At 43.5% G+C, this 25,552-nt stretch carries 26 protein-coding genes and 1 pseudogene; 4 read left to right on the forward strand and 23 right to left on the reverse strand.

Features of this window, described 5'->3' with window-relative positions; all coding sequences use genetic code 11:
* Nucleotides 1-83 precede the first annotated feature (83 nt).
* Nucleotides 84-503, forward strand: coding sequence for a VOC family protein (locus ACTWPX_RS19200; protein ID WP_128524888.1), 420 nt, complete (start codon nucleotides 84-86; stop codon nucleotides 501-503).
* Between the two features lie 123 nt (nucleotides 504-626).
* Here ACTWPX_RS19200 and ACTWPX_RS19205 read toward each other — a convergent pair whose 3' ends face one another.
* From ACTWPX_RS19205 to ACTWPX_RS19225, 5 genes are all read right to left on the reverse strand, one after another.
* The gene (locus tag ACTWPX_RS19205; RefSeq protein ID WP_443121111.1) at nucleotides 627-1,742 is read right to left on the reverse strand and encodes an NAD(P)/FAD-dependent oxidoreductase; all 1,116 of its coding nucleotides are present in this window, start codon (nucleotides 1,740-1,742) and stop codon (nucleotides 627-629) included.
* A 444-nt stretch (nucleotides 1,743-2,186) separates the two neighbouring features.
* Entirely contained in the window at nucleotides 2,187-2,405 is a 219-nt protein-coding gene (locus ACTWPX_RS19210) for a hypothetical protein (protein ID WP_443121112.1), read from the reverse strand.
* Between the two features lie 63 nt (nucleotides 2,406-2,468).
* Nucleotides 2,469-2,852 carry a carbonic anhydrase gene (locus tag ACTWPX_RS19215; RefSeq protein ID WP_443121113.1) on the reverse strand — a complete coding sequence of 128 codons (384 nt, stop codon included), beginning with the start codon at nucleotides 2,850-2,852 and terminating at the stop codon, nucleotides 2,469-2,471.
* A gap of 225 nt (nucleotides 2,853-3,077) precedes the next feature.
* On the reverse strand, nucleotides 3,078-4,787 hold the full coding sequence (locus ACTWPX_RS19220; RefSeq protein ID WP_443121114.1) for a DNA-binding protein: 1,710 nt from the start codon (nucleotides 4,785-4,787) through the stop codon (nucleotides 3,078-3,080).
* A 129-nt stretch (nucleotides 4,788-4,916) separates the two neighbouring features.
* A complete protein-coding gene (locus tag ACTWPX_RS19225) occupies nucleotides 4,917-5,867 on the reverse strand; it encodes an MBL fold metallo-hydrolase (RefSeq protein WP_443121115.1) in 951 nt (316 codons plus the stop codon).
* A gap of 451 nt (nucleotides 5,868-6,318) precedes the next feature.
* Here ACTWPX_RS19225 and ACTWPX_RS19230 point away from each other — a divergent pair, with 451 nt between their 5' ends.
* Entirely contained in the window at nucleotides 6,319-6,678 is a 360-nt protein-coding gene (locus tag ACTWPX_RS19230; RefSeq protein WP_206659650.1) for a hypothetical protein, read from the forward strand.
* Between the two features lie 133 nt (nucleotides 6,679-6,811).
* Here ACTWPX_RS19230 and cydC read toward each other — a convergent pair whose 3' ends face one another.
* Nucleotides 6,812-8,518, reverse strand: coding sequence for a thiol reductant ABC exporter subunit CydC (cydC, locus tag ACTWPX_RS19235; RefSeq protein WP_443121116.1), 1,707 nt, complete (start codon nucleotides 8,516-8,518; stop codon nucleotides 6,812-6,814).
* Nucleotides 8,515-10,242 carry a thiol reductant ABC exporter subunit CydD gene (cydD, locus tag ACTWPX_RS19240; protein WP_443121117.1) on the reverse strand — a complete coding sequence of 576 codons (1,728 nt, stop codon included), beginning with the start codon at nucleotides 10,240-10,242 and terminating at the stop codon, nucleotides 8,515-8,517. Before cydD ends, cydC begins: the two co-directional genes overlap by 4 nt.
* Before the next feature lie 463 nt (nucleotides 10,243-10,705).
* Here cydD and cudC point away from each other — a divergent pair, with 463 nt between their 5' ends.
* Nucleotides 10,706-11,260, forward strand: a complete 555-nt coding sequence (gene cudC, locus ACTWPX_RS19245) for a choline uptake/conversion transcriptional regulator CudC (protein WP_443121118.1) — start codon at nucleotides 10,706-10,708, stop codon at nucleotides 11,258-11,260.
* Between the two features lie 270 nt (nucleotides 11,261-11,530).
* On the opposite strand, the gene ACTWPX_RS19250 is transcribed toward cudC, so the two are convergent.
* From ACTWPX_RS19250 to ACTWPX_RS19265, 4 genes are read right to left on the reverse strand one after another with little or no spacing between them, the layout of a single operon-like run.
* Nucleotides 11,531-12,091, reverse strand: a complete 561-nt coding sequence (locus ACTWPX_RS19250) for an NAD(P)H-dependent oxidoreductase (RefSeq protein WP_443121119.1) — start codon at nucleotides 12,089-12,091, stop codon at nucleotides 11,531-11,533.
* 13 nt (nucleotides 12,092-12,104) lie between these two features.
* Complete coding sequence (locus ACTWPX_RS19255; protein WP_443121120.1) at nucleotides 12,105-12,620, reverse strand: topology modulation protein; 516 nt, start codon at nucleotides 12,618-12,620, stop codon at nucleotides 12,105-12,107.
* Nucleotides 12,621-12,633: 13 nt separating this feature from the next.
* Nucleotides 12,634-13,353: a nucleotidyltransferase domain-containing protein gene (locus ACTWPX_RS19260; protein ID WP_443121121.1), complete on the reverse strand. Its 720-nt coding sequence runs from the start codon at nucleotides 13,351-13,353 to the stop codon at nucleotides 12,634-12,636.
* Nucleotides 13,343-13,798: an NUDIX hydrolase gene (locus ACTWPX_RS19265; RefSeq protein WP_443121122.1), complete on the reverse strand. Its 456-nt coding sequence runs from the start codon at nucleotides 13,796-13,798 to the stop codon at nucleotides 13,343-13,345. Before ACTWPX_RS19265 ends, ACTWPX_RS19260 begins: the two co-directional genes overlap by 11 nt.
* Before the next feature lie 144 nt (nucleotides 13,799-13,942).
* Here ACTWPX_RS19265 and ACTWPX_RS19270 point away from each other — a divergent pair, with 144 nt between their 5' ends.
* Complete coding sequence (locus ACTWPX_RS19270) at nucleotides 13,943-15,178, forward strand: MFS transporter (RefSeq protein WP_443121123.1); 1,236 nt, start codon at nucleotides 13,943-13,945, stop codon at nucleotides 15,176-15,178.
* Here ACTWPX_RS19270 and ACTWPX_RS19275 read toward each other — a convergent pair.
* From ACTWPX_RS19275 to ACTWPX_RS19330, 12 genes and pseudogenes are all read right to left on the reverse strand, one after another.
* The gene (locus ACTWPX_RS19275; protein ID WP_443121124.1) at nucleotides 15,113-15,916 is read right to left on the reverse strand and encodes a helix-turn-helix transcriptional regulator; all 804 of its coding nucleotides are present in this window, start codon (nucleotides 15,914-15,916) and stop codon (nucleotides 15,113-15,115) included. The genes ACTWPX_RS19270 and ACTWPX_RS19275 overlap by 66 nt on opposite strands.
* A gap of 16 nt (nucleotides 15,917-15,932) precedes the next feature.
* Nucleotides 15,933-17,171, reverse strand: a complete 1,239-nt coding sequence (locus tag ACTWPX_RS19280) for an MFS transporter (RefSeq protein WP_443121125.1) — start codon at nucleotides 17,169-17,171, stop codon at nucleotides 15,933-15,935.
* Complete coding sequence (locus ACTWPX_RS19285; protein ID WP_443121126.1) at nucleotides 17,168-18,217, reverse strand: ArsR/SmtB family transcription factor; 1,050 nt, start codon at nucleotides 18,215-18,217, stop codon at nucleotides 17,168-17,170. The genes ACTWPX_RS19280 and ACTWPX_RS19285 overlap by 4 nt, the downstream gene beginning before the upstream one ends.
* Before the next feature lie 132 nt (nucleotides 18,218-18,349).
* The gene (locus ACTWPX_RS19290; RefSeq protein ID WP_443121127.1) at nucleotides 18,350-19,111 is read right to left on the reverse strand and encodes a GNAT family N-acetyltransferase; all 762 of its coding nucleotides are present in this window, start codon (nucleotides 19,109-19,111) and stop codon (nucleotides 18,350-18,352) included.
* An 81-nt stretch (nucleotides 19,112-19,192) separates the two neighbouring features.
* Nucleotides 19,193-20,041 (reverse strand): alpha/beta fold hydrolase, encoded by an 849-nt coding sequence (locus ACTWPX_RS19295; RefSeq protein WP_443121128.1) that lies wholly within the window; start codon nucleotides 20,039-20,041, stop codon nucleotides 19,193-19,195.
* Nucleotides 20,042-20,239: 198 nt separating this feature from the next.
* The gene (gene trxB, locus ACTWPX_RS19300; RefSeq protein ID WP_443121129.1) at nucleotides 20,240-21,193 is read right to left on the reverse strand and encodes a thioredoxin-disulfide reductase; all 954 of its coding nucleotides are present in this window, start codon (nucleotides 21,191-21,193) and stop codon (nucleotides 20,240-20,242) included.
* Nucleotides 21,194-21,213: 20 nt separating this feature from the next.
* Nucleotides 21,214-22,005: pseudogene (locus ACTWPX_RS19305) on the reverse strand (ArsA-related P-loop ATPase).
* 128 nt (nucleotides 22,006-22,133) lie between these two features.
* Nucleotides 22,134-22,547, reverse strand: coding sequence for an arsenate reductase (thioredoxin) (gene arsC / locus ACTWPX_RS19310; protein WP_443121130.1), 414 nt, complete (start codon nucleotides 22,545-22,547; stop codon nucleotides 22,134-22,136).
* 25 nt (nucleotides 22,548-22,572) lie between these two features.
* Nucleotides 22,573-23,868: an arsenic transporter gene (locus tag ACTWPX_RS19315; RefSeq protein ID WP_443121131.1), complete on the reverse strand. Its 1,296-nt coding sequence runs from the start codon at nucleotides 23,866-23,868 to the stop codon at nucleotides 22,573-22,575.
* A gap of 10 nt (nucleotides 23,869-23,878) precedes the next feature.
* A complete protein-coding gene (locus ACTWPX_RS19320) occupies nucleotides 23,879-24,226 on the reverse strand; it encodes an ArsR/SmtB family transcription factor (protein ID WP_443121132.1) in 348 nt (115 codons plus the stop codon).
* Between the two features lie 102 nt (nucleotides 24,227-24,328).
* Nucleotides 24,329-24,655: a four-helix bundle copper-binding protein gene (locus tag ACTWPX_RS19325; RefSeq protein ID WP_443121133.1), complete on the reverse strand. Its 327-nt coding sequence runs from the start codon at nucleotides 24,653-24,655 to the stop codon at nucleotides 24,329-24,331.
* 106 nt (nucleotides 24,656-24,761) lie between these two features.
* Nucleotides 24,762-25,541, reverse strand: coding sequence for a cytochrome c oxidase assembly protein (locus ACTWPX_RS19330; RefSeq protein ID WP_443121144.1), 780 nt, complete (start codon nucleotides 25,539-25,541; stop codon nucleotides 24,762-24,764).
* Between the last annotated feature and the right edge of the window lie 11 nt (nucleotides 25,542-25,552).

Below are 25,552 nucleotides of genomic sequence, written 5' to 3' on the forward strand. Positions count from 1 at the left end.
GTAATCCCAGCATCATCCAGTTGGTCCTGAGATATATGCCTTATGTTAAAATGAACCAAACGAAACTATAGAGGAGAATGAAGTTGGAGAAAAAATTGGACCATATTGGCGTCGCTGTACGAAATATAGAGGATAGTATCAACTTTTATACGAATGTACTTGGAGGCAAACTCATCGATCGATATAGAAGTGAAGCAGAAGGTGTGGAAAGTGAAATCGCAATTATAGATATAGATGGAGATCGTACGGAATTATTGATGCCTACAAATAATACGACATCACCGATTGCCCGATTTATTAAACAAAAAGGAAAAGGAGTTCACCATGTCGCTTATCATGTCGGCAGTCTGGAACAAGCTTTAGAAGATTTGAAAGAACGTGGAATACGCACTCTTGAAGGGTCGTTAAGAACTAATAAACATGGAAGGCGCTTGATCTATCTGAACCCGGCCGATACAGAAGGGACGATTATCGAGTACTGCGACTATCCTGAACAACCCTAACAAAAGCCCCTTTAGCCTTAGCTGGCTTCAGGGGCTTTTGTTAGGGTTCATAGCACTATGGTTCATGCTTCTCCCCATGCTGGACTTGATTTGAGTGATTGACTTCTGAGATCACAGTTACTTTTAACCAAGTGCTGCAGAAACATCATAGTCGCAAGGGTCAAGCTCCGTTTCCATACCAAGAACTAACCTTGTAAGTTCTGCACCGAGATATGGACCGGAAGTCAATCCCGAAGCTCCTAAACCGTTGGCAGCATATAGCCCTTCCCATCCCGGTATCCCCCCGAATACTGGAAGGAAATCGGGGGTGAAGGGACGGAAACCAACGCGTGTTCCTAAGAAAGTACTATCATATAGACCTGGTGCTACTTCTAAAGCTTTATCAAAAATATAGTGGATTCCACCAACTGTGGTCCGGTAATCATAACCGACTTCGTCTTCATGAGTCGCCCCTGCAACTATGCGTCCGCCGCCGAATGACAACATATATTGGTTATTTGGCGGCATGATGACTGGCCATCCCGATGTGTCAGCTTCTTCAACATGAAAATGAGCGATTTGCGCTTTTTGAGCTGTTACGAGGAAATCGATCCCGAGGGGACGTAGAAGCGGCTTAGCCCAGACCCCTGCGGTTACGATGACATAGTCCGCTTCGTAGGCAACGCCATCCATCTCAATACCGGTCACCTTTTTGTCTTCAAAGGTAACCGTGGCATCTCCCTCCACCTGTTCTGCACCATTTCTTTCAGCGGCACGAAGTAAGGCATTTCTTAAGGAACGTCCATCCACCCGGGCAGCCCCGCTTACGTGGACCGCACCATACTCATCAGATAGAGGAGGGAACATTTTTTTCGTATCCACAGGGGATAGTTTCGTCACTTCCCCCATTTCCGGAGCGTCTTCCCTTCTCTTCAAAGCACGCTCCACCATCTTGTCGAGTTTCTTTTCATCCTTATGAAGGCTGATGGCTCCCACACGTTTATAACCCGTTTCCCGCTCCCCCTCTTTTTCAAGCTGTTGGATCAGTTCAGGATAATACTTCGCTCCGCCTTTCACAAGACTATACCAACGCTTATTACGCCTTTGAGATAACCAGGGACATACGATGCCAGCTGCTGCATCTGTAGCCTGTCCTTCATCTTTTCGGTCGACGATTTTTACATCCACCCCTGTTTTAGCTAAGTGATATGCCGTCGAAGCGCCAAGAATGCCCCCACCGATTACTATATATTTTTTCATAGGATTACAAACACCTTTTCTCATAGAAGTTTTCTATCTAGACCTATTGTATAGAAGATGAACCATGGTCTCAAACCGCGCTCCATTTCATTCCAAAGATATTTTAAAGGTTTCCGTTACTAGAAACGACGAGACTCCCGCGGGAGAAGGGGCGAGGCGAGATCCCACAGGGCGCAGCCCGAGGAAGCTTGCCAGATCCCCCGCAGGAAAGCGAGTTGTTTCCCAACCGCCCCTATGTCTTATACAGTAACGAATAACCCCTATTATCCCAAAATCGATCCTTCATGGATATTGCACGTTTACTGGGTAGCTTTTCCTGAATGTCTATGAAAACCAAGTGCAGTTTAGGTTGCAAAACCATATAAAAAAAGCAGTTCAGTGGAGAAATACAAGTTACGTCATTGTACTCGAACACTGAACTGCTTGGTCCATCAGGACAGCATTTCATTTACTATATTCACATAAGTATTGGTAACATTGCTCTAAGGTACTTACACAATCGTGGATGCCGTCAGATTCGATTTCAATCAATGAGAAACGGTTCTTTGTAATCGTGAACGGAGCTATGCAAACCTTACGATTATCGTTTGTGAGTTTTTGCAACTCCCCGTACACTGGATCACGCTCTTTCTCAACGAAGTCAAACCAACTCGTTTGCTCCATACCGCCACTCCTTCACGAATAATCTTCTAAAACTAACCATTCGATAAAAGGAGAAAAAATCCTCTATTCTGTTACGACTTCCACTTCCCATTGGTCATTAACATACAATCCGATTACATCGATCGGGAAATCCCAGGAATGGATAAGATCCACGGAACTCCTGATTTGCTGCACTTTATCCTCTTTTGGACATGGGTTACCGGCACAGTCGTAATGACCTACAATCGCCACTACACCCGAACCGTGGTTTTCAGCTGAAATGCGAATTTTCGCTTGGACTGAGGAGAGTTGCTCCTCCGAACCCTCAAGCAAAAATTTTGTCGGCCCCGCTTCTGTAATCATATCAATATACTCTGTTCCATATTGTTTTTGCATCCAATGGATGACCGGGAGTTGAGCTCTCCCATCCATACAATTGATAGCTGTTGCAAATGAATGATTTCCCATTACTCTACCTCCTAAAAAATTATATTCTATATTTTATCATAAGAACAAAAATTTCAGCGCATTTGTCTGCATTTCGAATCTTAAAAACCTACCTATCTTAAGGAATATGCCCCTTCAAGGAATCGGGCAATATGAAGATCATGCCTTCCAGGAGTCCTTCGGGCAATTACGAAATCACCCATGGACGACAAAAAAACAGCAGGACAAATGCCCTGCTGCTCTTCATCAATCAATGCCGTCGATTTGCATTGATTCAACGGTAGCCGTGCCGTTATCACGAATTCGTGCCTGCATTTCCACTTGATCGCCTTCTTTTAAAAAGATAGATAGTGGAGCTTTACTTGTATTGACTGTATAAATCGTCGTGTCCCCTTCAAGCAGGAATTGAACCGATTGCCGTGACTCAGTGGAAGTGACCAGGACACGATTAATGACTCCGCTCTTATCCGTCAGGTCAACTTCTTGACTTCCTTCAACACTGCTGGGATCTTGAGCAATTTGTAAACGGTACGCATTCAGCGTCTGTTTTGCTGTATCACCGAAAACAGCAAAATCAGAATCCGCCGCTTTAATGTAAGCATACTGTTTAAACAAGCCATTAGGATCCAGGACGTTCACAATCCACGTCGGGTGGCCATCCACGTTATAAAGAACGGGCATCGTTCCTGTCCAGTTCTTCTCTGGATACTGCTTATTTACAATTTGAACCGCACCTTTACTATCCATAATTCCCTGGTTTTGCTGACCATTATAATACGTCAGCGCACCCGTTCGTGCATTAATCAATGTGTATCCTAAAGCTGAATCAATGTTCTCTTTCGGTGAGGCCATATCTGTGAAATAGAACATCTCTCCACCTTCATTGAAAATAGGAGTCACACTGCTCTCCGTTCCTGATTCATTCGGAATTTTTACATCTTTTTTACCAAAAATGGAATTCAACCAGCCATTCACATATTTACCGAAGTATTCATTTTCAATCGCTGCCAGTTCGGAACTTACAGAACCTTCAATAAATGCCGGCGCTTGATCGGCGTCATAGGTTTCTACATCACCTGTGACAGGGTCTACCACAGCTACTTTGATTTGATCCATGTCGGGACGGTTCGAGAACACCAGTGGTTTATAAATGGTCTGGATGTACCACGGTTTCCCTTCATCATCCACCTCTATTTGTGCTTCTCCACTCTGGATGTGGTCTGGATGCTCGCTGTAAACCGTTCGCTGCACATTGTGGTTGAAGAAACTTGAGTTCGTGTACCTCATCTTATTTTGAATAAATTCAGGCTGAGCATTGATATTTGTCGCAGGGATGGAGAAATACCCTTCGGTTTCTTTACCTCTGAAATATCTCCAAAAACTAGAAAATTCAACAGGGGCTACATAGACAATTTCCCCATCCACTTGTTGGGCCTGCAATTTGCCCAAATCATAAAATTGTGTGTTCGGTACAACGCTCATTGCTTTTTGAACTTTATTTCTCGCTGATTCAGGAGCAACAGAAATCGGTGTATTATCTTCATTCAAAGGCCTTGCTTCTGCTTCCTCTGATTTTGAAATCGAGTCATAGGTATCCTGCAAAGCAAAAATGCTATAGACAAAGACACCGATTACAGCAACTGCCACAGCAAATACGATCACCCCTGTCAATGAACGATGGGCGGTCTGGTATTGTACAGGAATTTTCGATCCTCCATAGACTAAGGGCACAAACAGTATAGCCACCACAATATTCATGATCAGCATATTGGGGATCGTGATTGTAGGCATGAATGTATAAACAACAATTGCCATAACGATGAATCCGAAAATGAAGATGCCCATGGCAGCCTTTAAAATCTTCTTCCTTCGCATGCGGTTTTTATAGTATGCGATGGCGGTCAATATAAGAAATAATAGAAAAGATAAGACCGTCGTCAATAATATTCCAATCATTTTATAGTTTCTCCTCCTTTGTACTAATTCTATTTACGTTTATAATCCTTTTTACGTTTCACTTTTTTATTTGATAATGAACCGTATGTCCATTAAGAATACTTTATGTTACATAAAAAAGCAGAACGCTCATGCTCTGCTTTTCTTTTCAATATAATCTGCCAACCCCATCGCGCAAACCTCAATATCCAATTTCAATATTTCATAGACGGAATGCTCATCCGGAACGTCCTGTTCTCTCAAATAAGCCGTCAACTGCTCATGAAGTCGCTTCTGAATACCACCAAGTCCTTCCCCCATTTCAAGAGCATCTTTAGCTTCACTTACGAAGACCGGCAGCCATTCCATTACTTGATCAAACGCTTGACCAGGTTCTTTGCTTTCTCCAAAATGACCGAAAAAGACACGAGAGGGATTCATTTCCCGAAAACGTCGGATCGATTGCTGCATCGCTTCTGGATCGAACTGATTTGGTGATGTTGTAGGTAAATAAAACGTCAAACCACAGTCTTCCGTCTGATGATATCGGATGCCGGCCGTGTCGCCAGTAAATAACCCATTGCTCCATGAATCATGGATGCCAAGGTGGTGATTGGCATGTCCCGGTGTATCATAGAAAGTCAAGGTGCGCTTTTCAGAGATTTTCAGAATATCACCATCAGTTTTTGAGTGCAGCTTTTCTTCAGGAATAGGCACAATTGGATCAAACAATTGATCAAAAGCCTCTCCATACACGGCTCGGGCACCTTTGATCAGTCTTGATGGATTCGCTAAATGACGCTTCCCTTTTTCATGTACAAATACTTCTGCATTCGGGCAATCTCTTAATAACAATCCCGCTCCCCCAGCGTGATCCAGGTGGATATGGGTCAACACGATGTGCTCGACTTGCTCAGGTGTTATATCAAGAGCGTGCAACCCTTCCAATATTCTAGAAACAGATGGACTCGGACCTGTTTCCACCAGGGTGATCTTCTCACCCATTAATACATATGTACCTGTCCGACCTTCAAAGCCTAAATCGAAACCGTCGATTAGAAATATATCGTTCTCCAACTCAATTGGTGCTTTCTTTTTCATTGTTTCACCTCACCTTTTGGATTACTTTAAGTTTACTAAAAGTTTCCATATAATGATAACGTTTTCTTTTGCTCAGGATTTGTTAAAGCTTGTTTTTGATTTTTCATATGAGAATTATTCAGTTATATGGAAGGCCCGCTTTCGAAAAGTTAGTTGTGGTTTAGGAGCGTAGGGGAAGGGCTCGCTATATGAACTTCTCGAAATCGCTTGAGGGAGAAGATCATACTTAAGCGCTCTACAGCACTGTTCTTAAGGATAAGGAGCTCTTATCACTGAAGCACCGAATCTACTGTTTCCGCTCTCCCGACTAACGCAAGAAGGGCCTGGGAATTGCGAGACTCCTAATCAAAAAAATCAACACTGAAATTTAACAGAGCCTTCGATTAAAGCAACTATTTCTGTAACAAAATTGGGCTGGGTGAATACCATGAATCTTGAGGAGTTGGTTAAAATGACAGAAGAACGAAATATGCACCAACAAGGTCAAATGAAGCCTAACTACAACCAGTGCAACAAATTCAAATATTATCATGTGATGGTAAAAACAGAAGACGGACGGAGCTTTGATGGTATCATCACAGATGTTAATCATGAGAAAATGACAATTCTCATCAGTGAAGATGTCACGGTTGATGAAAATGGAAACAGCACAGATGATCGCCAATATTATGGTGGCTATGGGCGTCGCCGGGCTCGCCGCTTCCGTCGTGAAGTTTTGCCATTAGCAGGTTTGGCCACGTTAGCCTTATTCCCATACCTGACGCCATACCCTTATTACCCGTATCCATCCCCCTACCCTTACTACTATTAAACAAGTAAGAACTCGCCCCTTGACCGGAAGTCTCTTATCTCAATTACATGGAATAAATCCCCACCTCAGGTCATCCAAATTATGGATGACCTGAGGTGGGTTTTTTTAGGTTATTGGGTTGTCTTCCCTCCGATTAACTGAAGACGTTTTTTTCGATTTGTTTCATTTCATAGAAGTAGCCTTGCTTAGCCATCAACTCCTTGTAAGTTCCGGTTTCTACAATACTGCCTTCCTCCATCACGATGATTCGGTCCATCTTCTCAAGCCCTGTCAATCGATGACTGATCAACACTACCGTATCTTCTTTTGCACGGGTGAACAAACGATGGTAGATGTCCCGCTCAGTCAGGGCGTCGACGGAAGAGGTCGGTTCATCCAAAAGCCACAGCTTCTCACCTTTGAGGAATGCGCGGGCAATTGCTAAACGCTGTTTCTCTCCGCCAGATAAATTTTCCCCTTTTTCTAATACGGACTTTTCTAAATCGAAATCAAGCGACACTTCCGCCAAAGCTTTTTCCATTTGTTCATCAGATAATCCATCTTTTGCTAACCCAATATTTTCACGCATGGTTCCATAGAAAAAGTGGTTCTCCTGGAGCACAACGTTACTATGCTCCCACACACTTTCTTCATCAAGGAACTCCAAATCCGTTCCGCCCAATTTCACCGTCCCCAGAGTCGGCCGTTGAAACTTCATCATCAATTGCAGCAATGTGGACTTTCCCGAGCCACTTGGCCCGACAACAGCCGTTTTACTCCTTGAAGGCAGCTTAAACGACACTTCTTTCAACGCTTGTCTGGTTTCGTCCGGAAAACGGTATTCTACATTCTCAAACTCAATAGCGGGTGCTTTCCCTGCATCCAAATGCGCTGTACCCTGATCTGATATCTCATCATCTGCAACAGAAAAAAGACGTGCAGATGCCCGTTTGCTATCCTCCAGGTGACGAGGAAGCACAGCCATCGGAGTTACATTTTCAAAAACGGTTAAAGAAATCATTACAAGCATGGCGAGAAACAGCCCGTTCAGATCACCTTCTGCAACAAGATAAGCCCCTAAACCAAGCACCCCCCAGGAGACAAATAACGTCACGAGAGTGTTCATAGAGTGGTTGGTGAGCATTTGCATTCCTTCTCGTTCTTGTTCTTTAAGATAAGTGACCGAGGACTGGTGGAGAGCCGCTTCTTTATTATCAAGCTGCTGATAGATCTTCAAATCCCTGAATCCATATAAAAACTCAGTAGTATCCGTTGATAAAGCTCCCCGCGCTTTCCTCACGTGAAAGCCCGATTTCCGCTGTTTCACCGTGTACCATGCCGGGATGAGCAAACCTGTAAGGAACAACCCGAGCAGGAGGATGACAGCGATCGCTAAAGAAAATATAGACGTAAACACAAGTGTACCGAGAAATATGATTACAAGGACGACGGGTGGATAATAAACACGGAGGAAGAAGTTTTGCAGGCTTTCTACATCCCCTACGATTCGGGAAAGCAAATCCCCGCTCCGGTATTTTTGGAAAATTCTCGGTGCATGAGGCTCTAGCTTCTTATAAAAGGCCAGGCGAAGATTGCTTAAAATCGTAAATGTCGCCCGGTGGGAAAAATAACGCTCAGCATAACGACCTAAAGCCCTGGCAAAGCCGAACAACTTCAAAAAGGCAATTAAAACGGTCAGGGCATATAAAGGTGGCATTAAAGCCGCACGTGAAATCAAGTAACCACTAGAGGCGAATAAACCTACAGCTGAAAGTCCTGCTAAAAAACCGAAGAATATGGAAAGTACGATATCTTTTTTCTCCACAACAACAAGCTGGATGACTTCTTTCAAGTCCTTCATGCTGAGTCGCCTCCTTGCTGGACGTTTACCATAGCTTTATACTCAGGAACCGTTGTCATAAGACTTTCATGAGTACCTGAACCTTTCAAGTGTCCATTTTCAAGAAACAAAATCTGGTCTGCCTTCTTGATTGTATGCAAACGGTGCGCCACCGTTATAATAGTAGCTGTCCTGGCCAGTTCTTCAATCGAATGCTGTAAAATACGTTCAGTTTTCAAATCGAGACCTGTCGTCGGTTCATCAAAAAGGATAATAGAAGGCTGCTTCAGGAAAGTACGGGCAATTGCAAGACGCTGCTTTTCTCCTCCTGATAACCCTCTCCCCGCTTCTCCGACCGGGGTATCATACCCTTGCTCCAGTGATTCAATTAAAGGAGCAATCCCAGCCTTTTCGGCAGCGGACTGAATTTCCCCAAACGAATGCTGTCCCCGGCCACCGATGGCAATGTTTTCTGCTATCGTTCCAGAAAACAAATAAGGGTGCTGGGATATGTAGCTTACTTGATTGAACCACTCCTTTTCCTGGTAGGAGAATAGCGGGCGGCCATTCACTTTTATCGCGCCTTCTTCAGGTTTGACCAAACCGGCAAAAAGGTGGAGTAAGGTTGTTTTTCCCGCACCACTCTTCCCTACAATTGCAACCTGAGACCGTGATGGTATTTCCGCTTGGATAGATTGTATAGCAAAACCTCCCCCGTATCGGAAACCTACTTGATTCAGCTCGATTTCAGGGGGATCTTGTTCTTCTATGATTCCGTCACCCCAGTGCATTTCCTCATCTTCTTTTTCCAATTCATCTGTCAACTGAGACGCCGCACCAGAGCTTCCTCTTCCTGTATGAAAAGCACTGCCGAATTCTTTCAATGTCAAATAAAACTCGGGAGCCAATACGAGAATGAAAAAGGCTGAGAAAAAGGAGATACTTTCATAGACGACAAGACGAATGGCGATTTCAAGAGCAATCAAACCGATGCTCAGCATGGAAATGAACTCTAACATTAAAGAAGAAACGAAAGCCACTTTCAACACTTCCATTGTGGCATCTCTGAAACCCAGGCTGCTGGTTTCAATTTCAGATTGTTGTTGCTTAGAGCGACCGAACAACTTCAATGTCGTCAGCCCTTGTAGAGTATCCAGGAATTTACCGGAAAAGGCAGAAAGTTTCTCCATCTGTTCTTCAGATTTATTTTTTGTCATGATCCCGATGATGGCCATGAATAAAGGAATGAACGGGGCTGTAATCACCATAATCAGTCCTGAGTAGAGGTGTTCAGTAAAAACAACAATCAGAATCATCAGTGGTATCATAGCTGTTTGAATCATCTGCGGGATATAACTGCTGAAATACCCGTCTATTTCATCCACCGCATCCATCAGCACACTTACTTTGCGTCCTGATTGTCCTTGTAAAGAAGATTGGACCGGGTTACGTGAAAATTTCCGGATGACCAGCCGTCGATAGTGCCGTTTGGCCTTTGTCGCCATTTTTACACCTGTCCGCCCATTCAACCATGTGAAAAGTGTCCGGCCGGCAAGAACTGACAACAGCCCTATTAGAAGCGGTACTATTTCATGAAAGGCTTGTTGGTCGAGAAAGATCCCATCGACTACGGCTACGAAAAAATAAGATTGACCGATGATGGTGGCACCGAGCAGCACGGATGTGAGGACCAGCAGCAAGATGCCTCTTCTGTTTGCAAATGCTTGTTTGCTGAGGTGCTTCATATCTATTCAAAACTCCTTGCAGAACATTTTGTGAAAACATTCACATTACATTCATTATAATAGATACTCCTTAAAAATACTAAAGATAAAACTGAGTATTCTATGAACAATTCTATACCATCGTCTCCTTATTAGATAGTGAACATACGTCAATTGCCATGGAGCAAATAAGGGGTGGTAAACATGGACCGTCCACCGATGCAACCCGATTCTCTGAAATAATCCCGACCTTTGTATTTAAATATCCCTCCTGTATATAAATGCACGGAGACGATATCTACTTTTACAAAGCGATTCATCCTGTTCATACCTGCAGTTAAGCTGTTTTTGCTGCTACTCTATTGCTATATCTCGAGAGGCAATACCAAACGTCAATGCCGTACGAGCAAATGTATGTTAAAATTAAATTTATAAAGAAAAAAATTAATAAAGTGGCTGGATTGGATTTGAGAGGAGGTATTTGATGACAAACAATTATGAAGAGACCCCCCAGCAATCCGTTGAAAATGCGAAAGCGCTAGTCGTTGACTCACTCGCAGAAACAATGGATTTGTACGGGGTGACCCGGAGTGCAGGCACCTTATATGGAACGATGTACTTTGAAGAAGATATGACACTAGACGAAATGCGCGAGAAGCTCGGAATGAGTAAACCGAGTATGAGTACTGGCGTAAAGAAACTTCAAAACTACGACATTGTGAAGCAGACTTTCCGTAAGGGCACACGCAGGCAGACCTTTGTTGCGGAAAAGGATTTCTTCAATTTCTTCTCCAATTTTTTTTCAAAGAAGTGGTTAAGGGAAGCTAAAATCAATATGGATGCAATTAAGCATGCTCAAATGGAATTGAATTCTGTATTGGATTCTTCTGAGGTGGATGAAGAAACGAAACAAGAAGCAGAACAAATCTTTCAACAGCTGGAAGAATCCAAACCTTACTACCTTTGGTTACAGAAGCTGGTCAATGCTATTGAGAGTGGAGAAATTTTCGACCTTCTCCCTATTGATTCCAAAGAATAAAAAAAAGCGCCTCTCTGAATAATGAATTTTGTTATTCATGAGGGGACGTATAGGCTGAATAATTTACATAATTTTCAGAACAACTGCAATCTACCTCACAAATGAAAATATTTGAATAGCTCCGGAATCTTCCTAGGTCATTTTTATGTCATCATTTACGACATCAATGTACGCAGGCGCGGAAAACAGCAGCAGCTATAACTGGTTGGAATTTATTAATTTCCTCGACCAGACCAAAAGGGACCGTGGAGTCATCTCCAGGGACCCTTTCTAGATTAAGTTCAATTGTTCTTTCAAATGCATTCTTAGGTTGTTTATATAACCGGTGACATCCGGGTTCTTTTTCACATTAAAACAGGCAAAGGTCTCTAAAGGAATCAAACCTGCATATTTATGACTCAAATGGATATGAAATAAGATATCGTCAACACTTTTTCCCTCAAAGAAGAGATCAGGGTTTTCAAAAACATGCGCAGGGGCGTTCCACGTCGTTGATAACATATACTTCTTGTCTGTAAGTTTTCCCCCTCCTATTCCATACTCCTCGGCATTTCCACTGAAATACACGCCATATTCATGGGTCATATCGATATATTTCTTGAACAATGCTGGCACACTGTAATTGTACACAGGGGTTTGATAAATGATCGTATCCGCCCATAACACTTTTTCCTGCTCTTCTTTCACATCAAACCCCTCTTGCAGAACGGAGGTTTTTACACAGTGCTGCGGCCTCAGCATTTCCACAATTGTTTGAAACAACGCATCATTCAAGCGTCCTTTTGAATGGGGGTAGTATTCATGACCATTGAGGACCAGGATATTTTCCATGATTCAGACCTCCTTAAAATCGGGCCAAAAACGTATCGATTTCCTTTTTGCTTTTCAGTTGAATCACATCTTTTTGCTGCCCTATATTCTGAAATCCTTGAAATCGCTGCTGCATTTTTTTCTTGCGAGGGTAATAGGTTTTCCAGATGAACTTCAGAAAGTCCGCGTCTAATTTCTCTTCGCAACCTTCTCCCATGTCCGCCCTTGTCTTACCTCTGTATGTAAATCTACGCTTGAACACACGGAATAGACAAACGTGGAGAGGTAACTCCAAGTATATGATCATATCCGCTTTATCTGCTCTGATATCATAAGTATTGCTATAATTGCCTTCGATAATCCATGCTTTTTTCTGCACCACTTCCTGCTGACGCGCTTTAAAGTCCTCTAATGCCGCTTCCTTCCAACCCGGCTCCCAGTAAAAACGATCCAAATGATATACTTCGATATCGAGGAGCCTGCCAAGTTCCTTTGCGAACGTTGATTTTCCTACTCCTGAAGACACCCCTAAGACCATAATCCGCTGCATAATGACGCCCCCTTCATTGCTTTCCTATTGAAAACCCGTCAAAGAACCTTCCGCCATAGGGACGAAGCAAATCATCAACAAGATCGATCACTTTTTCTTTCTTTCCTTTTTCATAAAAAAGAGTGAAACTATCCATTAGACGTGCGGCGAAAGGAGGATCGAAACTTCTCAAAGCACGCATCATCCACTTCGAAGATCCTGACCACTGTCCATGCACTCTAAGGTGAAAGTCACTCGATAACTGTGCTAACGTATTGGCGATGAAAATAGATTCTCCACGATCTGAACACCCAATAAAATCATCTAACGTATCTGTCAGAAAATAGCGTTTCTGCTCAATGGTTTCTTTTGACCATCGAAGTGGTCCCTTTTCCAAAAGAAGGTCAGCTTCCTCTTTGATCGACACTAGTTTATCGTGGTTTTTTATAACCACTCCTTCGGCTACCATCCGTGGCATAGACGGCTGCCCTCTTTCACAATCCAGTTTAAAAAATTCCTTATAAGAAGTCCAACTATGTACAAAGCACTCCACTGGCCAGCTGTTCGCTTGAAAAGATTCACGATAGGACGCCGAAATGTCTGAGTAGAAAAGCACAAGATCAAGGTCTGAAGTGGAAGTCGCTTCTCCTCTCACCACGCTGCCAGCTAACAAAGCTGCATCACACCCCCTGTGATGCCGGTGAATGATCTGCGTTGCTGCTTTGATAGGTGCCTGGCCCATATTACTCTCCATTCCCCGCACCTCCCAACCGGTCCATGATTTCCTTAGCCCTCGTATCGATTGCGTCAGGTAAATCAGTGAAGTATTGTAAATCCAACGTTTCATCGCCCTGCGCCTTCCCTCCACCACTCACTACGAAAGCTTTATAAACAGCAATGACATTATAAACTTCATCACCATTCGGGTAGCGGAAATAAAACCTTTTTCCAGAAAACGTTTCGATATGATCCATCCTTTCTGCATGAAGACCTGTTTCCTCCCATAGTTCTCTTTCAGCCGTTTCCAGTAACGATTCGCCAGGCTCCATCGCCCCTCCCGGCAGCCCCCATTCCTTCGTATCCGCACGGAATTGAAAAAGGACCCCGCCTTCCTCATTTTCCACGATGATCGTCGCGCCTACGATGATGAATGGACGTGAGCCAATAAGGCCTCTGATTTCCAGCACATAATCTTTCAATAGGCTTCCTCCTCCGTAATCCTAAGACTCGATTTTAACATAATCAGGAAAAACACCTTTGACGAATTCTTGCTGTTTTCTTCACCAACAATTGAGCAGACCGTCCCCCTGCTTCTTTTTTATGATAAGGGCAGAGGTGGTTACATGTATAAAATGTTATGGAAAAACAGAAATATTCGCTTTTACTTACTTGGGGGAGGCATTTCGAGATTAGGGGATGTGTTAACAGGAATGGCTTTCCTTTTCCTCGCTTATGAGATGACCAGTTCAAAGTTACATACAACGGGCATCGCTCTCGCTGAAACCATTCCCTATTTATTATTCGGGTTGATCGGTGGCGTGGTTGCTGACACTTTTCCTCGTAAAAAATTGCTCATCTCCCTCGATCTGCTCAGGGTTCCATTGATGCTTGCCGTGATAGCGTTGCATTATTTCAATGCTCTGACCTATCCTGCACTGATTATCATCAGCTTCTTAATCCAAACGATTGGCTGCTTTTTCAACCCTGCCCACCGCGCCGTCCTCCCGATGGTGACAAAGGATGATGAAAGGGCTTCAGCCAACAGTATGTATGACACAGTGACACGAGGTATTACGATCCTCACCCCTGTAATCGCTATATGGTTGTTGAATACATTCGGAGTGATTCACTTTTTCACAGTCGATGCATTTACTTACCTGCTCAGTGTGTGGTGTTTATCAAAGTTGTACTTAATAGAATCACCCGCACGAAAAAAAGCACTAGAAATGATGTTCATCTCTATCTATGAATTCGGTCTTTGGATAAAAAAAGCACCTACGATCCGTATGTTATTCCTTTTCACTTTCTACACCGTATTTTTGAACACCTGGGTGTGGCAGGTAGGACTATTGCTTTCCCTTTCTGAGTTGAGTCTACATAGTGAAGAACTATACAGTGGGATTCAAGGAGTATTCGGGGGAGTCGTCATCCTGACAAACCTTATACTTCCGTCTTTTATTAAGAACTTCAATCTGCGTCATTACTTGGTAGGGGCTCTGATCTGGGGATCCGGCATCTGTTACTATGGACTTTTCTATGAGGTAGAGCATTTTTTCATCGGTTGTATCCTTGTGGGAATCGGCCTCCCGATCGCCAGTCTCTCACGTGTCTATCTGATTCAAAAATACGTTCCTGAAAGCAAAATGGGGAGGGCGTTCAGTACAAATGCTGTCCTTCTTTATGCTTCCAACACCCTCTCATTAGTTTTGTATGGATTGCTTTCTACCTTTATGACCATACGCACGTTAATGATTGGTAGTGGATTGATGATCATGATGATAAGCATCACCTTCCTATTGATTCACCTTATGAAAGTGACGGAACTGCGTCGGCGTTTTATGGTACATTTTCTTAAATAGGTGGTTAAAAGCTGCGACATTAGCAAAACCATGCTTGATAGCAATAGACAAAATTGAATGCTCTGTAAAAATGATTTCCTGTTGACTGCGAAATAGTCTATATACTTGCAGCCATGAATAGGGGGATAATCCGGTCTCTTTTTTGAATGCATGGGCAAACTGGAACTTGTTCATTCGAGCAACCACAGCCATCTCATCTAGTGACCATTGCTGTATGTAACTTTCTTTAAGTGCAGAAACCACTCGATAGACCGGATCACTCCCTGAAGGGATAGGAAGCTCTTTCTGGTGTGAGCCTACCCCGTACTCGATCATGAGAATGGACAGTTGAACAAGACTATTTTCTAGAAAAAGGGCGCTCACTCCTTCTTTTTGCCTTGATAAAAATTCTCTCATGAAGGTCGCCCATTGGATCATCTGCCTATGCCGGTAGGAAACAGTAGAAAACTCTATATGCGTATGATGGATCCCCATTTTCTCGGCAGCTTCCTGTAATAAAGACGGGGTCAATTCTACGAGGAATTTTTCCTGTGTCGCTCTCAACTGTTTATGCTCTACTTTAGGATTCATAATGAAAAATTCCTCCTCACCAATGGACCGGTCACCATGATGGGTCTGGTATTCTCCTTTTCCATAGGGAGAAAAAATCAGTTTAAAACAGTCATCATAACGCCAGTCCCGTTCCCCCAATTGATCATGACGCTGTAAAAATAATCCTTGTTCATTTGTCCAGATCATTTCATCTCCCCCCTTTCTATTCCTGCTCAATGACCCTCCTATTTAAAGAAGGATGCAAATAAATAAAAGATGCTGCCGTTGCTACAGCTCCTCCCGCCCAGATTGTCACACCTGTCCCGATATACTCTCCAATCAACCCGGCAGCGAAAGCAGCAACCGGCATCAAACTCCATGTCATGAAGCGGCTCGTAGCCTGGACCCTTCCCAATAGATAGTCAGGAGTCAAATTTTGCCGTATCGTTACGATGCATGGGCTCTGAATCGCTGCACACATCGTTCCGACTGCGTTCATGATGGCCAGCCAATAAAAGGAATGAGTCAAACTGAACAAAATGATTGAAATTCCGCCAATCACACCCGCATTAAAAAGCAGCTGCCGATAGGAAAATTTTTTTCTAAGAATGGCCGCCATCATAGAACCGACCATCGCTCCTCCGCCACCGATGGATAACACCCAGCCAATTTGGACGGCTGTGAAGGAGACGGTCGATTTCAAGTGGACGACCATCATCGTCAAAAAAAGGGTCGTCCCAAAGATTGAAAAAAACATCCCCAAGTTTGTATATAAAATTGGTTTTTGTTGAATGACATAATTAAAGCCTTCTTTCATATCTTTCATGAGCGAAGGCCTCCCTACCTGTATGCGGGGGCTTTCAATATTCAAGGTCCATACCATCAGAAATCCAACGAAGAAACTGCCACTGTTGATCAACAAAGCAACCCCGGGATTGTACAAACTGACAATCAGGCCCCCTAAACCAGGTGCAAGAAATACGCCCGTATGAAAAATGCCGGTGTTCAATGAATTGACCAGAGGCAAATCTTCGCTGCGCACCAGCTTCGGAATGGAAGCGAACTGAGAAGTGTTATAGACTTGGCCGAGCACACCAACTATGAAGGCCCCGATATAAATGCCCCAAATCGGCAGCATCCCTAACAGGTAAACAACACCAAGGGTGCCTATAATCAAAAACCGGATAAAATCACAAAGCAGAAGAATCCGTTTCCGGTCAAATCGATCAGTCAGGACCCCCATAAGCGGTTGAAGCAAAACCGGAATTCTTTCCAGTGCTGCTACAATTCCCATACTTAACGGCGAACCTGTCAAAGCTAATACCATGAGCGGCAGTGCGATCAAATAAATTTGATCTCCGAAAAAAGAGACCAGATTGCCACCGATGAATCGGAATGCTTGGAAATTCCTTTTGAACGTAGGTTTTCCCTCTTCAGCGTTCACTCTCGCCAGCTCACTCATATCCCATCTCCAAGGTACGAATCCAGTTCTTCCTTAAGATTTTTCCACGAGTGAGGATTCACATGGTAGCGGGAGGCATGGTAAGAAACTAGACGAGCCGATTTCAACACCTTTAAATGATGGTGTACAGTCGTCTTCCCCATTCCGATTTCCTCCGTAACTTCCTGTAAGGTCCGGCTTTTTTCCACTAACATTTTCAGCATCCGCAAACGATTTTCATCCCCGAGAGCCTTATATTTCTGAACAAGCATGTGATCAGGTACATACGGGTCTTCTGGGTGGATGCTTTCATTAGCCACCGGGTAATAAAACACTTTTGCTCCAGCTAAGTCCGCTTCAACATTCCAGGGGCGGTAGATGAATTGAGGTATCATAATCACTTTATGAACACTAGGTTCAGGAAGGTAATTCACCCCATGGGTCGCCCATTCCACAAAAGCTTCCGGAGCTAGTTTCTTTGTCATTTTTCCCTTCGATAGAGCATCTCTTTTCAACATCTCTTCATAAAAGGTTTGATTAGGAAGAATGACACTTTCATACCACCCAGCCATCACTTCCTTCAAGTGCTGCTTCAAATGCTGGGTATTCACCTCGCAAATGTAACCGATGTAGGAGGGGAGAAATGAATTTTCTTCCGTTACTGCCTGGAGCCTTTCGACTGCCTTTCCTTCACCACTGGACGCAAGCTTCCGATCAGATTCATAAGCTTCCCCTAAGTATGGAATAGCTACCCACCTTAATGTCTCTTCTTCCAAATCCTCTACATAAGTAAGAAAAGCATCCAGACAATCGAAATCTTTCTCGTGCAAAAGTTGAAGCAGAGCCTTCCACGTGTTTTTCTTTTGGACATATTCCAAATGGGCCACCATTTCTTCTGAGAGCGAATCATTGATCGCTACCCACTGAGCTTCTGAATACTCCAAGGTATCTCTCAACCTTTGATTCGTGATGGCTGCTATGCCAAGAGCCGCTTCCCAAAGCAATGAGAATTTCACTTCAATTGTGTACGTCTCCCTCTTCTTTGTACCTGTAGAAAATAATTCCATATCATCACCTCTTAGTTTATATTCTATATTTATAGAATATAATATTCAACATATTTATAATTAAATTCAAAAAATTCACCCTCTTCTTTGGAATGGAGTGAATTTCCAAAATATGTTATACCTGAGGTGGGATTAATTGGATTGCATGCCGTAAGTGTAAGCAAGGCATTGGAAACCGAGTTTTTCTAATATGGGGCGACTCATCGGGCGTGCATCCACCGTCAGAAAAGAATAACCGTGCTCCTGTGCTTTCTTAGCTCTTATAGATATAAGTGCACGATAATACCCTTTTCCACGATAGGCCGGTCTTGTAGCCCCTCCCCATAAAGAAGCGAAACACGATTCCCTCTCGAAATACATCCAAGCTCCGCTCACAAGTTCACCCTTGTCATACACACCATAAAGATATAAAGATTCGGGATGATACTGCTTATCACGCCAGAGGCGTTTTCCAAGTTCGGAGTGATCTTCTCCCCAAATGTCATTCATCAAAAAAATGATGTCCTCCACACCAGCTTCTGATTGTATTTCAACGACCTGACTAAAGGGGGGGCTATGTAGTAACCCTGATGAAAGCTCCATCACCATCAATGCCTCTTCTTCCTCTTCCTCAAATCCTGCTTCTAAGAGTAAATCTTTTAATTCCTCCGGTCGATCATAACTGTATAACTTCCACTCGAATGACTGTCCTATTTCTTTAAAATACTCCAGTTCACTCAAAATCACTTCACGTGCGTTTTTCTCATTCAAATGAGAAGCGAGAATGAATCCTCCATCTTCGTATTCGGACACGTGTCTGACTACATACGGTGTAACTTCTCTTCGGAATCCCGTAGTATAGGCGTTCACACGAAGTTCATCATGAAACTTATTTAAAACTATATCCTTATTCATCCCAGGACCTCCCCTATCTAGCTTGTCATCCAAATTTTTTAGAATGAAACCCAGCATTATTCTCATTGAACATTCCAAAAGCTACTTGCTTAACCTCTTACCCCAGTTCGACCTGATTGCTTCAATGACCACTCCAGGTTTATCCCAGTGAAGCATATGGGTGGTTGAGGGCACTGCTTCCACCTTAGCTTTCGCCCTTACTTCGAAAATTTCAGCTGTATGTTTCCTCACTCTCTCCTGATCCACAGGAAGAGTCGCTCTTAATAACACTATAGAGGGCGGCAGCCGGGAATAGATAGTCTCCGTTTCATTTTTATGCATCGCTTTAATAATATTTTTTGCAGTCTCACCTGAAGCATGCCACGACACTCTTCCCTCATTTTCTTTACCTAAGTCTTTGACCGCTCTTTCCAAAAGAGCCGACCATCTCTTGTAAGCGGCCTTTTCTGAATCAAAAAAATCACGCCACGTATTAAACTGATAACCATCAAAATCATTTTCATAATAAGCAAGTTCATCTTCCAGTGACATTGTGCTCAACCGTTTCGTCTGATATCCTCCATCCAGCAGAATGGTACCTCTCACTTTTTCTGAGTGTTTCGCTAAATAAAACAAGGCTAAAAAACTTCCCCATGAATGGGATAAAAAGAAGAACCTTTCCAATCCAAGTTCCCTGATCACCTCATCCAACCAGTCAGCCATGGAAGGCATTTCATAGGAATTCTCTAACAAAAAAAGCTTGGTTTTCCCGTGACCCGGGGCATCGATAGAAATGATCCGATATTCTTCCTGCAGCTCTTCTGCTACTTCAATGAAACTCAGACTCGTGCTCCCTAACCCATGCAAGCAGAAAATAACAGGATTTCTTTCATGACCCCAAACTGTCACATGAACATGACTTTCCCCCACCTTTAAAAAATATCGCTCCACAAACATCTCCCTTTCACATCATTCTCTCCCCCTGCCCTCGTTTCGAAAGCCTTACTGAGGCACCCGCTTAATGTAAGCAAATGAGAAAAGAAAAAATAAGGGTGCCCCCAAAATTTGGTTCCACCATTATTGTAGCATTCATTCTCATTTGAATTGCCAAAAAAACCCACCTTTCATCCCGAAAAGGTGGGTTCTACATTATGATAAATTTTGACTCCAATCAACCGTTGCTTCACCTTCAAGGAAGCGCTCGGAATCCATTGCCGCCATACATCCTGTACCTGCTGCTGTAATCGCCTGGCGATACTTCTGATCCTGAACATCACCACATGCGAAAACACCAGGGATATTTGTATTCGTTGTACCTGGATCGACAAGGATATACCCTTTATCATCCATATCCAACTTCCCTTTAAGAAACTCGGTATTCGGATTATGACCGATAGCAACGAAAATTCCATCTGTCTCGATCAATTCTTCTTCTCCAGATTCATTATCTTTCACTTTAACGCCTGTAATCTTCATTCCATCTGACACCATTTCGACAGGTGTTTTATTCAACGCCCATGTCACTTTGTCATTGCCTTTCGCACGTTCTTGCATAATTTTAGAGGCACGCAGTTCATCGCGGCGGTGGATGACTTGAACTTCACTAGCGAATTTCGTCAGGAAGGTTGCTTCTTCCATCGCAGAATCACCGCCACCGATAATGACGACTTTCTTCCCTCTGAAAAAGAATCCATCACATGTAGCACATGTGCTGACTCCTTTACCCATATTCTCTTTTTCACCAGGGATCCCGAGGAGTTTAGCAGAGGCTCCTGTTGATATGATTAATGTTTCTGTCTCAAGTTCTCCTAACCCGTCTACTTGCAACTTGAATGGACGGCTTTCCACCTCTACATCCGTGACCCAGCCACGTTTGAAGGTGGCACCGAATCGTTCGGCTTGTTTTTTCATGTTATCCATCAATTCCGGTCCCATAATGCCATCTGGGAAACCAGGAAAGTTTTCCACTTCTGTCGTCAATGTCAGTTGGCCTCCAGGTTCCGGACCTTCAATAACGAGGGGCTCCATATTAGCGCGTGCTAAGTAAACGGCTGCAGTTAAACCAGCAGGCCCAGTACCTAGAATGATTGATTTATGTTTCATTGTTGAACCTCCTATTATCTTTACTGTTTGTTTAGTATGGCTTGCTTTTGCCAAGGTATAATCGCGACTTTCGATGCATGAGCGACTGTGCGTTGAACCCACTTGTTTTCAACTTGAGACTTCGCCTTCAACACAGGATCTGAAACAGGGACTACGGAAAGGGACTGATTCATAATCCACCACTTCGGATGCAGGTCGGCACGTTTCAAATCCAATTCCAGGCGTTCAGCTTCATAGACAGGTGTCGCTTCAGGAAGTGTCACAATCAATATATGGGTCTTTTCAGCATCTTTCAAAGCAGGCAGCAAGTTCTTCACGGATTCAGGCACATGCCCTGCACTCCGTTCAATTTCGCGATGTTAGGATAGCGTAGAATCCAACAAAAGCAATGTATGGCCTGTCGGAGCAGTATCAATGACGATATAACCTTCCTCCGAATGCATCACAACATCCGCAAACGACCGAAAGACAGCAATTTCTTCTGTGCAGGGGGAATCCAGATCTTCTTTTAAGTAGTTTAGTTCATCTTCGTTCAGCTCGTGACTCGTTTCTTCTAAAACAGATTCTCTATAAGCTTCCGTTTCTCTTTTCGGATCGATATTCGTCACTCGCAAAAGATCTGAGTGATTCTCAGTGAAAAGCCTACTTAAATGCTCAGCAGGGTCGGTTGTCGTCAAATGCACGCTATACCCTTGTTCGACTAAACTTAAGGCGACAGAGGCAGCCACCGTCGTCTTACCGACACCCCCCTTGCCCATTGTAAACACGAGCCCGCTTCCTTTTTCAGAAAGGTCACCTATAACATCGTCCATTTCGAATCCCTCGGGAGCTACTTCATGTGTATGAACAGCCTCTCTCCCATGCTTACCCGCCAGCCAGCACCTCAACTCACCTACACCGGTTAAAGATAACGTCTCAACTTTTTGTTCAATTATTTCTCTTATATTGCAAACCTTTGAATCCGTGCTTCAATCTCATCACGGACACGCTGGAAGAATGCCCACTTCTCTTCTTCTGTACCTTCTGCTTTAGCCGGGTCATCGAAACCCCAATGAAAACGTGTGACATGTGGAGGTGTCATCGGACACTTGTCGTTCGCGTCTCCACAAAGAGTAATCGCGAATGCAGCATTGTTTAAAGTATCAGGGTCGATGATATCAGACGTATGGTCAGTAATGTCGACATCCACTTCATTCATCGCTTTCACAGCATTCGGATTCAGCCCATGTGCTTCAATACCCGCAGATTTCACCTCATATTTGTCGCCTAGATACTTTTTACCGAACCCTTCAGCCATTTGGCTGCGGCAGGAGTTTCCTGTACATAGAAAGTAGATCACTGGTTTGTTAGACATGTTGAATTTCTCCTTTATTTTGGAATTAGATGATTAATAACCATAGATACAGCCCAACAAGGGTGATGAATAAAGTCGGGACTGTTAGAATGATTCCTATTTTAAAGTAATAGCCCCATGAAATTCGGAACCCTTTCATTGATAACACATGCAGCCACAACAACGTGGCCAATGAGCCGATCGGGGTGATTTTCGGTCCAAGGTCAGATCCGATGACGTTCGCATAAATCAGAGCCTCTCTCATCGTACCCGTGGTGTTCGTCTCAGCAATCGCAAGGGCATCGATCATGACAGTCGGCATATTATTCATGACAGAGGAGAGAATGGCGGCAATAAAGCCCATCGAAACCGTGGCAACGAACAATCCTTGGTCTGCCGTATATTGAATGACGCTCGCCAGGACATCGGTCAAACCGACATTCCGCAAGCCGTAAACAACCACGTACATGCCGATAGAGAAGAATACGATGGCCCACGGTGCACCTTTAATGACATCTCCAGTCTTAACCGCAGCACTTCTCCTTGCCATCAACAAGAAGAAGATCGCAACAATGCCAGCGATGATGGAAACGGGGATTTCTAAAGGCTCACTCGCAAAATAGCCTACCAATAAGACAAAGAGGACCCCCCAGGACATCCGGAACATTTTGTGGTCCTGGATTGCATCTTTCGGCTTTTTCAGCTGAGATAGATCATAATCATTCGGGATGCTCTTTCGGAAAAACAGGAAAAGAACAAGAATGCTTGCACCGAGTGAAAAGAAGTTCGGAATAATCATACGCGAAGCATACTCGATGAACCCAATATCGAAAAAGTCCGCAGATACGATATTCACCAAGTTACTCACAATCAAAGGGAGTGAGGTCGTATCAGCGATGAATCCACTCGCCATGATGAAGGGCAGAATCATAGCTTCCTTGAATTTCAAATTTCTCACCATCGCTAATACGATGGGCGTCAAAATGAGCGCCGCTCCATCATTAGCGAACAGAGCGGCCACAACAGCGCCAAGCAGCGTGACATAGATGAACATCCGCTTCCCATCCCCTTTGGCTACTCGAGCCATATGAAGGGCTGCCCACTCAAAGAATCCAATCTCATCAAGGATTAATGAAATGATGATAATGGCGACAAAGGCTAAAGTCGCGTTCCAGACAATATCGGTTACAGCAACTACATCTTGAAAGTCAACGACACCAAAAATCAATGCTAGAATCGCACCCGCACAAGCGGACCATCCGATTCCTAAATTTTTCGGCTGCCATATGACAAAGACTAGTGTAAGTATGAAAATAAAAGTGGCAATAATAGCTAAACTCAATACAATCCCCCTACATATCGCATTGGATGCGTAAGCCCGCCTTCTCCAACGCGGTTAATTTTTCTTTTTGGTCCGGTATTTGGTCCAGAACCTGCTGAATGATCGGATATGTTTCATGAGAAGTATTCAAAGAGTAGAAAATCCATTGCCCTTTCCTCTGCTCTTTTACAAGTCCAGCATCTCTCAATTTACGCAAGTGCTGACTGATGGAGGGCTGACTCATTTGTAATACTTCCACGAATTCACATACACAACATTCATTATCTTTCAACAACCCTAAAATCGTCAGGCGTGTTTTATCCCCTAGCAGCTTTAAGGTCTGGGCCGCCTGGTCCAATTCGATGATTGTTTTTTCCATATGATCACCTCTCTTCATCATAATATAAGTATATGCTTATATTTGCAAGTGAAAAATATAAAAAGCGACCCCACATCAAGTGGAGCCGCCCTTTATCGTATGTTATGCAATTTGTTTACATGCTTCTGCGCATTCATAACAAGCTTTTGCACAATCCTGGCAATGCTTATGATCATGTTTGTTGCATTCATCTCCACAAGCTTGGCAAATCTTCGCACAAACGCCTGCAAGTTCTGAAGCGAAAGGGGTGTTTCTCACTAATGCTTGCTCTAAGTATGCACAAATATCTGCACATTCACGGTCTAAGCGGATACACCCTGCCATCATCTTTGCATCTTCCTCTTCTAAACACGCATCATAGCAGTGGTTACAAGCGGCCATACAAGCGTGTAACTTTTCGATAAGTGATTGATATTTTTCATGTGCCATTATTAGACCCTCCTTGTAATTAGTTCTATTATTCTTTATCTCACTTATAGATGGTTCAAACCTATTTTAACCCATTTTATTCCTTTTACTCTTAAAGGACTAAGAACTAAGTACTGACCAACCCACTCTCTCTTGGGCGCCTGGATTTATACCAGTGCCAACATAAAATAAATATGATGATGGCATCAATTATATCCCCACCATAATACATAAGCACAGAACCCTTCTCTGCCTCATTTAGAGCCACTCCTGCAGGCGGATGGGCATAGATGAATTTTGACAGGATGCCGTGGGCAGCCAGTGCCAAAATAAGCACAATCGATCTATACATGTAAGATTTCCTATGCGGTATAGGGTCTATATAAATCATGGAAATTGTAAATAAATACCCTGCCAAGAAAACGTGGACATGTACGAAAATGTGAATCCATATGTTCTCATTCATCAGAGCATAAAGGTCTGTTGTATACAGCACCCAAAGACCGCCTACATTCATAATCGAAGCAGTCACCGGATGGGTGAAAAATTGTGAATATCGGCTTCTCAACACCCTTGTGACATACCTTGCACTCGAAACACTTAACGTCCGTAATATAAGAGTCATCGGTGCGGCTAAAGTTAATAGCAAAGGTGCAAGCATTCCCAGCAGCAGATGAGTGACCATATGCATTTCAAAATCTTTATGAGCTAGATCAGCCAAAGGACCAGCAACTGAAACTATAGCTAATAGCATGCCGACAATCCAACAAAGGCTTTTGTGTAACGGCCATTTCTGTGAACGACGTACTGAAAGAAATACCATAATCAAATACGCTATAAGCCCCACTAAAAAAGGGAAACTCAAGAGAGGCTGAGAAATCAAACCTGCCTTCGATTCTGGGTTCATTACATGGATAT

This window comes from Halobacillus sp. H74 (assembly GCF_052246715.1).
Lineage (GTDB): Bacteria > Bacillota > Bacilli > Bacillales > Halobacillaceae > Halobacillus > Halobacillus litoralis_A.